The organism is Bacillus sp. RCC_6_1, from assembly GCF_041360755.1.
GTDB lineage: Bacteria > Bacillota > Bacilli > Bacillales > Bacillaceae_G > Bacillus_A > Bacillus_A cereus.
On sequence record NZ_JBFUPV010000002.1, the window covers coordinates 1,134,644 to 1,147,577 of the forward strand.

The following is a 12,934-nucleotide window of genomic DNA, read 5'->3' on the forward strand; positions in this document are numbered from 1 at the left end:
AGGAACGTGCGATGTTGGTCGATGGAAAAGAGTTTCTTAAAACTTTAGATGTGACAAAGTAATTTTCATAAGTAAAAAACAACAATAGGACCTATAAAGGGACCTATTGTTGTTTTTATCCTGCATTGATTGCCCATAAATGTCCGATTGATGAGGGCTAATTATAGTTTTACTTTGTTATTTTTGCAAGGAAAGACCATCAAAATATGTTCTATAGTTACTAGAGAATTCAAAGTTGTTTTTTGCATCCCAATTAATAGACCAAGACATTAGGCCGCGGAATGCAGGATAGCCACTCTGGTTAGAAAGTTTATACTTTCCTCCGAATGGAACTCCTTTAATGATATAATTTAAAGCTTTTTTCATTTCAGTTGGCGAAATGTATCCACCACTTGGAGCTGCCGCTGGTGCTGCTGGAAGCCCAATCATGACTTGATCTGAACGAAGAGCTGGGAAAATGTTATTTGCATTACCACCTACAGGAAAACCATGTAAGAGCATATCTGCCATAGCGACCTCGTAGTCTGCAGTACCTTGATTGTAGTTATTACCGTCCATTCCAATCCCGCTACCAGCGTTGTAGTGTTGAACGTGAATGTATGTTAGTTTATCTTTCACTCCGTAAATAATTGGTAAATATGCACCCCATATGCTTCCATATGCGCTATATCCGCCTTGAACATAAGCTGTTTCAGGGGCCATGCTTAATAGAAAATCTGGACCATAATGATCTGAGATTGTTCGAATAGCTGAAATAAGATTTACGATTTGAGGGGTAGTTGGGTTTTTGAAGTTAGTGTCATTTCCGTTTAAGTAAATACCTGATTCAAGGTCAATATCTATTCCGTCAAAACCGTATTTATCGATCAGAGATTGTATGGAATTAATAAAACGATCCTTAGCGGCATTGTCAGGAAGTAAAACGACCCCATTTTGTCCACCTATTGAAAGAACTACTTTCTTTCCTTTACTTTTTAAATAAGAAATATCTGATTTGAATTCTGCATCTGTACCATACACAGGAGAAAATTCAACAGTGGAACGATCACCACCAGTTTCACCAAAAGATACATTGATTACATCCCATTTTGGTGAAACGTCTTTTAATTTAATAATGCCAGTACCGTTATCAAAATTATGCCAGTATCCAACGAGTAATTTTGAACCTAAATTGTTTGCTGCTTGTGCTTGGAAAGGGGATAACGGTAGAAGTAAGAACATTACTAAAATACAACAAAAAAATTTGAACTTGTTTAACATATCAACACTCCTATACAAAAAGTTGTCTAGATGTATAATCTTGTTTATTTAATAATATCTGAAAATTCTTTCTTTTGTAAAGGGACTATAATTTTCTCAACAATTGTGTATGGGAAAGTATTAAACCTAATGTAATAATTTTTGAAGGAGGTTGAATTTTAATTGTTGAATTCAGAATATTTTGATATATTTTAAAGTATAGGACAAAATCTTTCGCACAGTACTCTTACATAAATTTCAAAATTTAGTTTGGAAGGGGATGTACAAGATTTGGATAAAAATCTAAAGAAAGACCTCAAAATACGCCACATTACAATGATTTCAATTGGCGGTGTAATAGGGGCTGGTTTGTTTGTTGGAAGTGGTGCAGTTGTACATTCGGCAGGACCAGGTTCTATCGTTTCATATGCATTAGCAGGACTTCTAGTCATTTTCGTCATGAGAATGCTAGGAGAAATGGCAGCTGTTAATCCGACAAGTGGTTCATTTGCAACGTATGCAAGAGAAGCGATTGGTCCTTGGGCGGGTTATACAATAGGCTGGTTATACTGGTTTTTTTGGGTAATTGTTATTGCAATAGAAGCCACAGCAGGTGCTGGTATTATCCAATATTGGATTCCACAAATACCGCTTTGGTTATTAAGTTTAATATTAACAATTTTATTAACGCTGACGAACGTTTTTTCGGTGAAATCATTTGGAGAGTTTGAATATTGGTTTTCTTTTATTAAAGTAATAAGTATTGTTTTGTTCCTTTGTCTAGGTCTTGCTGTTATTTTAGGATTTGTTCCAGGAACAGAAGCACCCGGCACTTCGAATTTAATTGGACAAGGTGGATTTATGCCAAACGGTATAAGTTCGGTACTGCTTGGAATTACTGTCGTTATATTTTCATTTATGGGATCAGAAATTGTAGCGGTAGCCGCAGGTGAATCTGCAGAACCTGTAAAAGCAGTAAAAACAGCAACAAACAGTGTGATTTGGCGTATTCTTGTATTTTTTATTGGGTCTATAGCGGTAGTTGTTACGCTACTGCCATGGAATTCAGCAAACATATTAAAAAGTCCATTTGTAGCTGTATTGGAACATATAGGAATACCAGCTGCGGCACAAATTATGAATTTTATCGTTTTAACAGCTGTACTCTCTTGTTTAAATTCGGGTTTATATACAAACTCAAGAATGCTTTTTTCGATGGCAGAAAGAGGAGATGCTCCAAAGGCGTTTTTGAAATTGAACAGTAGTGGTGTTCCAGTTCGGGCCGTTTTATTTGGAACTTTCTTCGCTTATATTGGCGTTGTGTTTAGTTACATTTCTCCAGATAAAGTCTTTTTGTTTTTAGTGAATGCATCTGGCGGGATTGCGTTACTAGTTTATCTCGTTATTGCAGTTTCGCATTTAAAGATGCGTAAAAAAATGGGGAAAGTGGAACAACAAAATTTGAAAGTGAAAATGTGGCTTTTTCCGTATGTAACGTATGTTACAATTGTTGCTATTATAGCAGTTTTAGTTGCGATGTTCGCAATTGATACTTTACGTTCACAAGCACTTTTAACAATGTTTGTTACTGTTCTTATCATACTTTCTTATTTTATTTTTAATAGAAATAAAAATAGCACAGTTTTGAATCCTAAAAGTAAGAATGAGGAATCTGTTCGATTCTAATTTTCTAATTTTCGAAGAGAGTTACACCCAGTCATTGCTATAAAAGAATCATATATAATCATAGAAACAAGTAATTACTATTGTCATAGTGGATATAAACTTTTTTCTTGACTTTTTATACGAAGGCGAGCAAAATGGTAAAAAAGGAAGGGGGGGATGATAATGGAAGAGTACGTATTAGAGCTGTATAACCTGTTATATACGACAGAATGGCAAGATATTGTTTCGTTTCTAGGAATCGTATTTTGCATGAAAATTGTAATTGTATATATGGAAGAGCAAGGTATGTTCTATTCCTTCTCATCCCCGTTCGATATGCAGCGCGAGCCGTTGCTAAACTATGCCAATGTGAATTACGAACAAATTCCTTTTGTTATTTTCTTTATGATTCGATTTATTACAGCAATTGTAAGGAAAAAGGAAAGTGACGATGAAGAGTGCCACTCAACTTGTAATATAGCGAATGTTTTTTAAGCTAAATACAAGGAGGAGATTTATATGTGGTTTCGATTTCTTATGATTGGTTTCTTTTCATTAACAGCAATTTCTTTAATGGGATATCAAGTGTCTGAAATTTTTCAAGCATATAGCGATACATTTTTTAACAAAAACTAATCGCGTTGCTATTTGAATAATAAAGCGATAAAATCCTTCTTAAGAAGTTTTATTAAGAAGGATTTTTTCTTTGTCTTATCTTGCTGTGTCAAACTATTGTCACATTTACACTGTGAATAGTATGTTAAAATAGTGAGGTTACGTATACATATTTGAAGGAAGAGGGAGTGACCATTTTGGTGGATCAATCAACAAATCAGAAAAGCTATGCTCCTATTGTGATAACGCTTTCTGTAATTGTAAATGCGATTATTTTATTTTTGTTCTTTGGACCTGTTGGCTATGAAGGAGAATTACATTTTGATGTAACAATTTTACCAATGTTAAATGCAATTTTTAATAGCTTTACGTTCGTATTCTTATTAGCAGCTCTATACTCTATTATTAAGAAGAATGTGAAAATGCACCGTGGTTTCATCCTGGCAGCATTTACAACGACGTTGCTATTTTGTGTTTCTTATTTATCTTATCATTACTTAGCGCCAGCAACACATTTTGGCGGAGAAGGATTCATTAAATATGTGTATTTCATCATTTTAATTACACATATTATCCTGGCGGCAATTATTGTACCGCTTGCATTGTTTGCACTTGTATTTGGTTTTACAAATCAATTAACACGTCATCGTAAAATTGTACGTTGGACGATGCCGATTTGGTTATATGTAAGTTTATCTGGTGTTATTGTTTACTTAATGATCTCACCTTATTACCAATAAAAAATCTCAGCCTGTAGGCTGGGATTTTTTTATTAAGCAAATATTTTTGTGAAATGAAAAAAATATGGTATACAAAAGTATAGTTGCTTTTCATATAGAAGGGATGGTAAAGGAATATGCAAAATTTTGTATTTCGTAATCCAACGAAACTTATTTTCGGTAAAGGTCAATTAGAGCAGTTAAAAACTGAAATTCCACAGTTCGGTAAAAAAGTTCTTCTCGTATACGGGGGAGGCAGCATTAAAAGAAACGGTATTTATGATAATGTAATTTCTATTTTAAAGGATATAAATGCAGAAGTATTTGAATTGACAGGTGTTGAACCGAATCCACGTGTATCAACTGTAAAGAAAGGGATTCAAATTTGTAAAGAAAATGGTGTTGAATTTATTTTAGCAGTTGGTGGAGGAAGTGTGATCGACTGTACGAAGGCAATTGCAGCTGGTAGTAAGTACGATGGAGATGTATGGGATATTGTAACGAAAAAAACATTTGCTAATGAGGCATTACCATTTGGTACTGTACTTACTCTTGCAGCAACAGGATCTGAAATGAATGCAGGCTCGGTAATTACAAACTGGGAAACGAATGAAAAGTATGGATGGGGTAGCCCAGTTACTTTCCCGCAGTTTTCAATTTTAGATCCAGTTCATACTACTTCTGTACCGAAAGATCAAACAATTTACGGTATGGTAGATATTATGTCGCACGTATTAGAACAATATTTCCATCATGGAACGAATACAGAACTACAAGATCGTTATTGTGAAGCTGTTTTAAAAACAGTAATTGAGACAGCACCTAAGCTTTTAAGTGATTTAGAAAATTATGAGCATAGAGAAACTATTTTATATTGTGGTACTATGGCGTTAAACGGCATTTTAGCGATGGGAGTAAAAGGAGATTGGGCGACTCATAATATTGAGCATGCAGTTTCTGCTGTTCATGATATACCACACGGGGGTGGCCTTGCGATTTTATTCCCGAACTGGATGAAACATGTTGTAGAGGAAAATGTAAGTCGTTTTAAACAGTTCGCTATTCGTGTATTTGATATAGAAACAGATGGCAAAACAGATAAAGAAGTGGCTTTAGAAGGAATTAAGGCACTGCGTCAATTTTGGACTTCAATTGAAGCGCCAGCAACATTAGCTGATTACGGTATTGGAGAAAATGAAATTGATATAATGGCTAATAAAGCGATGGCGTATGGTGAATTTGGTAACTTTAAAAAATTAAATAAAGATGATGTTTTAAGTATATATAAAGCTTCTTTATAAGTGAATTTAGAAAAGAAACCTATTTGATTGTTTAATCGAATAGGTTTCTTTTTGCTGTTTATAAATGTTTATGGGTGTTTTTGATTATTTTTGATTGTTTGTGGTTGATTTTTATGACCGTTTTCATTATACTGTAATCAAAGAAGAGGTGAATAAAATGTTAACTCCTGAACGTCATCAAATGATATTGCAACTTGTAAAAGAACAGAAAGTTGTAAAATTACAGCAATTAGTTGAAAGAACAGAAAGCTCTGAGTCGACAATTCGCCGTGATTTAGCACAATTGGAAAAGCAAAGGTTATTAAAAAGAGTTCATGGTGGTGCCGCTGTTTTAACAGGAAAAGGGCAAGAACCAACGATGGTTGAAAAATCATCCAAAAACATTCAAATAAAACAACAAATTGCTAATTATGCGGCTAGCGTTATTGAACAAGGTGATTGTATTTATTTAGATGCAGGAAGTACAACATTTGAAATGATTCCATTTTTAATAAATAAAGATGTGACTGTCGTTACGAATGGACTTATGCATATTGAAGCTTTAGTTGAAAATAATATTCGTGCGTATTTACTAGGTGGAATGATGAAGAGTAGGACGAAAGCTTTAATCGGTGCTATGGCACAGGAAAGTATGCAGAAGTATCGTTTTGATAAATGTTTTTTAGGTGCAAATGGTGTACATGAACAGCTTGGCTTTACAACGCCAGATCCAGAAGAAGCGCTCTTAAAACAAATGGCATTAACATTAGCAAACGAAGGATATTTCTTAATTGATGAAAGTAAGTTTTCAGAAGTTGCATTTGCGAAAATTGCAAATGTTGAAGAAGCAAATATTATTACAAACCATTTAGAAATTGATTTAGAAAAATATAAAAGACAAACCAATGTAATTGAGGCTGATAAACAATGATCTATACAGTTACTTTAAACCCATCTATTGATTATGTAGTACAAGTTAATTCCTTTGATTTAGGCGCAGTCAATCGAGCAGAGAAAGATATGAAGTTTCCTGGAGGAAAAGGGATTAATGTTTCTCGCGTTCTTCATCGTTTAGGTGTGGAAAATATAGCACTTGGATTTACTGGTGGATTCACCGGTCAATTTATTAAAGGTGTATTACAGGCGGAAGGCGTAATGACAAACTTCATCCAAGTAGACGGAGATTCCCGAATTAATGTGAAAATAAAAGGGCAAGAAGAGACAGAATTAAATGGGCAAGGTCCTAATGTGACAAATGAGCAATTTGAACAATTAATGAAACAAATCGAAAGTATGAAGCAGGGAGATTGCGTTGTGCTAGCTGGAAGTGTACCTGCATCTATCCCAACTACCTTTTATGAATCAATCGCAGCGCTCGGAGCTGAAAAAGGTATTCGAGTAGTAGTCGATGCGAGTGGAAGTGCACTGCAGCATGTAATTAAAAATAAGCCATTTTTAATTAAGCCAAACCATCATGAACTTGGTGAGTTGTTTGGAGTGGAGCTTTCAACAGTAGAGGACGTTTTACCTTATGGAAGAAAATTAATTGAACAAGGTATAAAACACGTTATCGTATCGATGGCTGGAGAGGGAGCTTTATTATTTACGGCAGAAGGTATATATGAAGCGACTGTTCCAAAAGGTGTTGTAATTAATTCAGTTGGGGCCGGAGATTCTCTTGTTGCAGGGTTTGTAGGCAAATATGAACAGACAAAAGATATTGAAAAGGCATTTCAATACGGCGTTGCAACAGGGAGTGCAACAGCATTTTCAGCTGATTTATGTAAGAAGGAAAAAGTAGAAGAATTATTGTCGCAAGTAATTGTAGCTAAGCGATAGGGGGAAGCAACATATGAAAATTACAGAACTATTAAAAAGAGATACAGTCATTATGGATTTGACAGCTTCAAATAAAGAAGCTGTCATAGATGAATTAGTTGAGAAATTAAATGGGGCAAATCGTTTAAATAGTAAAATGGAATTTAAAGAAGCTATTTTAAAGCGGGAGTCCCAAAGTACGACTGGAATAGGGGAAGGTATTGCAATACCTCATGCGAAGACAAAGGCTGTTAAACAACCATCGATTTGTTTTGGTAGAAGTGTAAGCGGTATCAATTATGAGTCGCTTGACGGACAGCCAGCACACTTATTCTTTATGATTGCTGCAAGTGAAGGAGCGAATAATACTCATTTAGAAACGTTGTCTCGTTTATCGACATTATTAATGGATGAAGGATTTCGCAAGCAACTATTAGAAGCAAAGGATGAAAGTGAGCTTCTTCAACTATTTGATGAAAAAGAGAATGAAAAAGAAGAAGAGATTGAAGTCGCAAAACCAGAAGTAAATGAACCGTACGTACTTGCTGTTACAGCTTGTCCAACTGGAATCGCTCACACATATATGGCAGCGGATAGCTTAAAAGCAAAAGCGACAGAGTTAGGAATAGCGATTAAAGTTGAAACAAACGGATCGACAGGTATTAAAAACGGTTTAACGAAAGAGGATATTGAACGTGCAACAGCTATTATTGTTGCGGCGGATAAACAAGTAGAAATGAATCGTTTTGCTGGTAAACATGTCATTCAAGTACCAGTCGCTGATGGGATTAGAAAAACGGAAACACTTCTTAATCGAGCTGTAAAGCAAGATGCACCAATCTTTAAAGGTGTAAAAGAAGATGGAAAGGCAGAAAGTACGGAAAAAGAAAAAGGATTAGGAATTTATAAGCATTTAATGAATGGCGTAAGTAATATGCTTCCGTTCGTTGTTGGCGGCGGGATTTTAATAGCGCTAGCGTTTTCGTTTGGTGGTATAAAGGCGGAAGGTCCTTTAGCTGAATTGTTCATGTCAATTGGTGGAGGAAAAACAGGTTCGTTTTTATTCCTTGTACCAATTTTAGCTGGATTTATTGCAAGTTCTATTGCTGATCGTCCTGGTTTTATGCCTGGTGTTGTAGGTGGATTTTTAGCGGCGAATGCGAATGCTGGCTTTTTAGGTGGATTAATTGCTGGTTTCTTAGCTGGATATGTTGTTTTAGGGTTGAAAAGATTATTTTCAGGACTACCAGTACAATTAGAAGGAATTAAACCTGTTTTGTTATATCCAGTCTTTGGATTATTGATTACAGGAGTTGTAATGCAAAAAGCAGTGATTCCGCCTGTAGTAGCATTAAATGAAATGTTGACAGGGTGGTTAAATGGTTTAAACGGTACGAATGCTATATTACTAGGTCTTATTTTAGGTGGTATGATGGCAATTGATATGGGTGGTCCAATTAATAAAGCGGCGTTTACGTTTGGTATTGCTGCAATAGAAGCACAGAATTTTGGAGTGCACTCAGCAGTTATGGCTGGTGGTATGGTACCGCCACTTGCGATTGCATTTGCAACTACATTCTTTAAATCAAAGTTTACAGAAGCGGAACGTAAATCTGGTTTAACAAATTATATTATGGGAGCATCGTTCATTACAGAAGGTGCGATTCCGTTTGCAGCTGCAGATCCGGTTCGAGTAATTGTAAGTTGTGTTGTTGGTTCAAGTATTGCAGGTGCGTTATCTATGTTATTCCAAATTACATTACCAGCACCGCATGGTGGATTATTTGTAATAGCGTTAGTAAATAAACCGTTACTATATATTTTCTCTATATTAATTGGAACGATTGTCTCGGCTATTATGCTAGGTGTTTGGAAAAAGAAAGTTCAATAACAAATGAAAAGAGAGCAGCTTTTAGTAGCTGCTCTCTTTTTATTACAAAAAAATAGGTTAACAATTAAATATTGATGTTTTTTGGTAAAAGATGTAACGAATTGTGAATTTTTTGTAACAAAAAAGTAACACTGTAATTTTTTCTGGAAAAAAGTTCTTGTGCTCGTATATGAAAAATATATGAAAACCACTGGAGATTGTATGAGAAATACATTTTATTAATATGGAAATTTATGTTACAACTCGTTAATCGTATATTACGAATGCTTTGTAATTGTGTGATTTCTAAAAATTCTAAAAATCTGTTGCTATAATGAAAATACGAAAACAAAGCAAATGGAGGCTATTCATGAAAAAATTATTAGGTATAGCAACAGCAGCAGTTTTTGGTCTTGGGATTTTTGCGGGTTCTGCTAAAGCGGAAACAATTGTAACAACAGACGTATTAAATGTTAGAGAAAACCCAAATGTAGAGTCAAAGCTTGTAGGTAAAGTGTTAAGTGGGAATACACTAGATGTTATAAATACAGAAAATGGATGGACAAAAATTAAGTTGAACGGTAAGGAAGCGTTTGTAAGTGCCGATTTTACAAAGAGCACATATTATGTAACGGCGGGTGTATTAAATGTTCGTGCTGGAGCGAATACTGATTCTGAAATTTTAGGTAAACTTAATAAAAATGATGTGATTGAAACGACGAATCAAGTTCAAAATGAATGGTTACAATTTGACTACAATGGAAAAGTTGGATATGTTCACGTGCCATTTTTAACAGGAACAGCACCTGTAATCGAAAAGAAAGAGGTTGTAGCTCAAGAAGAAGCGCCAGCTAGAACAAATACGCCGGTTAAAAATAATACAGTAGTTAAGAATAAAGAGTCTGTTAAGAGTAACGATTCTATTAAGAATGTAGAATCAAGTAAACCTGTGGTAAAAGAAAAACCGGCTGCAAAACCAGTTGCAAAATCTACTGAAACAAGTGCGCCTACTGGTGGTCGTGAAATTACAGTAGAAGCGACGGCATATACAGCAGATCCGAGTGAGAATGGTTCGTATGGTGGTCGTGTATTAACTGCAATGGGGCATGATTTAACAGCAAATCCAAATATGAAAGTAATTGCTGTTGATCCGAAAGTAATTCCGCTTGGATCAAAAGTATGGGTAGAAGGATATGGAGAAGCGATTGCTGGAGACACTGGTGGTGCGATTAAAGGAAATCGTATTGATGTATTAGTCGGTTCAGATGGTAGTGCTAATAGCTGGGGGCGCAAATCTGTAAAAGTGAAAGTTATACAATAGGTTATCGATATTAATATAAAAAGCGGTTGCTTGAAATTATGTAAGCAGCCGCTTTTTATGGATTATTGAAATGGATAAATAGTTTTACCTGTAATAATTTTATATGCACTGCAAAATTGCGTTTGTATATATTCTGTATTTTTATTTTCTGGATGTAATGTTGTTTCATGGAGGGTAGAATGAAAAGCCCGTAGTAAACAATTTAGGGCGAAGTATAATTCCTCTTGTGAACAATTTTGTTCTTTTATAGAAGTAGCTAAAATGAGGTCTTTTGTCAAAGATGAAAAATTGATGGTGGATTGTTTCATAGTTAACTCATCCTCTCGAAACTATTTTTATCATGTATATGCAGAATTGGACAAACTATGTTCTTTTTTCTGTATAATTTCATGTACCGAAATGAAAGAACTTGCAATCATGCCGTTAAAATTGGTAAGATTGGGTATAATCAATAGATGGAGTATATTACATAAAGAGAGTTGAATGATATGGGAGAAGTGCAACGTGAAAAAGTTGCTGTCATCATTGGACCAACTGCTGTTGGAAAGACGAAGTTAAGTATCAATCTTGCCAAAGCGTTGAACGGTGAAATTATTAGTGGTGATTCCATGCAGATCTATCGAACGATGGATATTGGAACTGCAAAGGTAACAAAAGCAGAGATGGACGGAATTCCACATTATATGATCGATATAAAAAATCCGGAAGATTCATTTTCTGTCGCGGAATTTCAAGAACGTGTTCGCAAGCATATTCGAGAAATTACAGAACGTGGTAAATTACCAATTATAGTTGGTGGGACCGGTCTTTATATACAATCTGTTTTATTCGATTATCAGTTTACAGATGATGCTGGTGATGTGATATACCGAGAGCAAATGGAAAAGTTAGCTTTAGAACGCGGTGTGGAATATGTACATAAAAAATTGCAAGAAGTAGATCCAGAAAGTGCGGAGCGTATTCACGCAAATAATGTACGACGTGTCATTCGGGCGTTAGAAATTTTCCACACGTCGGGTGAAAAAATGAGTGAACAAATTGAGAAACAAGAAAAAGAGTTACTCTATGATGTTTCATTAATTGGCTTGACAATGGATCGAGAAATGCTATACGATCGCATTAACTTACGAGTGGATTTGATGATGGAACAAGGCCTATTAGAGGAAGTAGAAGGGCTGTATAATAGAGGGATACGAGATTGTCAATCTATTCAAGCGATTGGATATAAAGAAATCTATGATTATTTTGAGAATCGAGTTTCTTTAGAAGATGCGGTATCACAATTAAAGACGAATTCGCGTCGTTATGCAAAGCGTCAATTAACGTGGTTCCGTAATAAAATGGATGTCACGTGGTTTGATGTTACAAACGGTGAAAAAACGTCAGAAATTTTACGATACATAGAAGGAAAGTTACAAGTAAAGTCGAATAATAGTAAGTAGAGAAAAAGAGGAGGATTCGACATGAAGCAATCAATCAATATTCAAGATCAGTTTTTAAATCAACTCCGTAAAGAAAATACGTTTGTTACGCTGTACTTATTAAATGGTTTCCAGCTTCGTGGACTAATTAAAGGATTTGATAATTTTACAGTCCTGCTGGAAACAGAAGGTAAGCAACAGCTTATTTATAAACATGCAATTTCTACATTTGTACCACAAAAAAATGTTTCAATTGAATTAGAATAGTAATGAATTATTGTACATAACAAAAAAGAGCGAGTTTCCTCGCTCTTTTTTTATTTGTCATAAACAATATATAGTGAAATTTAAGCGATTCTAAATACAGTAAGGCGGATGTTAGTATTTCCTGTTGCAGGGATCGTAATCTCATTAAGTGTAGATTGGACAGAGATTCTTGCACCAGCTGCTAATGTTTCTATTGTAGTAAATGAAAGTGAGTCGCCTATTAAATTTGAAGAGAAATTATCAGTTGCGACTGCTCCATTAATTGAAATTCCTACTCCGAGTGGAGCGCATCCTGGCGCAGTTGTAGAAATGGATACGCTAATTACATAAATACCACCGTTAATAACAGTAACTGTATCTGTGCCGTTGAAGATAATATTGTTTACGTTAATTGCAGTACTAAAAATAAAATTATTAAATTGCAGTACTGTTTGCTGAATATTGTTTGTTACAACAATTGTTGCTATAGGGAAGCTAGGTCCAGTAGGCCCAGTAGGTCCGGTAGGTCCACCAGAAGGTCCAGTAGGTCCAGTAACTCCTATGCCAGTAGCGCCGGTAGCACCCGTTGGTCCTTGAATGCCTTGAGGCCCGGTAGCGCCTGTGTTACCTTGAACACCTTGAGGTCCAGTAGCGCCAGTAGCACCTGTGTTACCTTGAACACCTTGAGGTCCAGTGGCACCAGTAGCACCTGTGTTACCTTGAGCACCTTGAGGTCCAGT

General features: G+C 35.5%; 13 protein-coding genes. 10 read left to right on the top strand and 3 right to left on the bottom strand.

Going from position 1 to position 12,934, the window contains the following annotated elements; translation table 11 throughout:
* Nucleotides 1-177: 177 nt before the first annotated feature.
* Nucleotides 178-1,260: a chitinase gene (locus tag AB6801_RS12045; protein ID WP_000932440.1), complete on the bottom strand. Its 1,083-nt coding sequence runs from the start codon at nt 1,258-1,260 to the stop codon at nt 178-180.
* Between the two features lie 270 nt (nt 1,261-1,530).
* Here AB6801_RS12045 and gabP point away from each other — a divergent pair, with 270 nt between their 5' ends.
* The 8 genes from gabP (at nt 1,531) to entD (ending at nt 10,527) form a co-directional block, all read left to right on the top strand.
* A complete protein-coding gene (gabP, locus tag AB6801_RS12050; protein ID WP_000360110.1) occupies nt 1,531-2,925 on the top strand; it encodes a GABA permease in 1,395 nt (464 codons plus the stop codon).
* Between the two features lie 156 nt (nt 2,926-3,081).
* A complete protein-coding gene (locus AB6801_RS12055; protein WP_103595474.1) occupies nt 3,082-3,399 on the top strand; it encodes a hypothetical protein in 318 nt (105 codons plus the stop codon).
* Nucleotides 3,400-3,716: 317 nt separating this feature from the next.
* Nucleotides 3,717-4,259 (top strand): DUF420 domain-containing protein, encoded by a 543-nt coding sequence (locus AB6801_RS12060; protein WP_000228314.1) that lies wholly within the window; start codon nt 3,717-3,719, stop codon nt 4,257-4,259.
* 116 nt (nt 4,260-4,375) lie between these two features.
* Entirely contained in the window at nt 4,376-5,539 is a 1,164-nt protein-coding gene (locus tag AB6801_RS12065) for an iron-containing alcohol dehydrogenase (protein ID WP_001179092.1), read from the top strand.
* A gap of 157 nt (nt 5,540-5,696) precedes the next feature.
* Nucleotides 5,697-6,449, top strand: a complete 753-nt coding sequence (locus tag AB6801_RS12070) for a DeoR/GlpR family DNA-binding transcription regulator (protein ID WP_000957286.1) — start codon at nt 5,697-5,699, stop codon at nt 6,447-6,449.
* The gene (gene pfkB, locus AB6801_RS12075; RefSeq protein WP_000640830.1) at nt 6,446-7,357 is read left to right on the top strand and encodes a 1-phosphofructokinase; all 912 of its coding nucleotides are present in this window, start codon (nt 6,446-6,448) and stop codon (nt 7,355-7,357) included. The genes AB6801_RS12070 and pfkB overlap by 4 nt, the downstream gene beginning before the upstream one ends.
* A gap of 13 nt (nt 7,358-7,370) precedes the next feature.
* Nucleotides 7,371-9,227 carry a PTS fructose transporter subunit IIABC gene (locus tag AB6801_RS12080; RefSeq protein WP_097999674.1) on the top strand — a complete coding sequence of 619 codons (1,857 nt, stop codon included), beginning with the start codon at nt 7,371-7,373 and terminating at the stop codon, nt 9,225-9,227.
* Between the two features lie 349 nt (nt 9,228-9,576).
* A complete protein-coding gene (gene entD, locus AB6801_RS12085; protein WP_000734613.1) occupies nt 9,577-10,527 on the top strand; it encodes a cell wall-binding protein EntD in 951 nt (316 codons plus the stop codon).
* Nucleotides 10,528-10,589: 62 nt separating this feature from the next.
* On the opposite strand, the gene AB6801_RS12090 is transcribed toward entD, so the two are convergent.
* Nucleotides 10,590-10,835: a hypothetical protein gene (locus tag AB6801_RS12090; RefSeq protein WP_000814426.1), complete on the bottom strand. Its 246-nt coding sequence runs from the start codon at nt 10,833-10,835 to the stop codon at nt 10,590-10,592.
* A gap of 180 nt (nt 10,836-11,015) precedes the next feature.
* Between AB6801_RS12090 and miaA the strand changes: the two genes are divergently transcribed.
* The gene (miaA, locus tag AB6801_RS12095) at nt 11,016-11,969 is read left to right on the top strand and encodes a tRNA (adenosine(37)-N6)-dimethylallyltransferase MiaA (RefSeq protein ID WP_000504957.1); all 954 of its coding nucleotides are present in this window, start codon (nt 11,016-11,018) and stop codon (nt 11,967-11,969) included.
* Nucleotides 11,970-11,990: 21 nt separating this feature from the next.
* A complete protein-coding gene (gene hfq, locus AB6801_RS12100) occupies nt 11,991-12,215 on the top strand; it encodes an RNA chaperone Hfq (protein ID WP_000813896.1) in 225 nt (74 codons plus the stop codon).
* Nucleotides 12,216-12,295: 80 nt separating this feature from the next.
* Here the strand turns inward: hfq and AB6801_RS12105 are convergent.
* A partial coding sequence (locus AB6801_RS12105; protein ID WP_370941076.1) for a Gly-Xaa-Xaa repeat protein occupies nt 12,296-12,934 on the bottom strand: 639 nt, incomplete at its 5' end.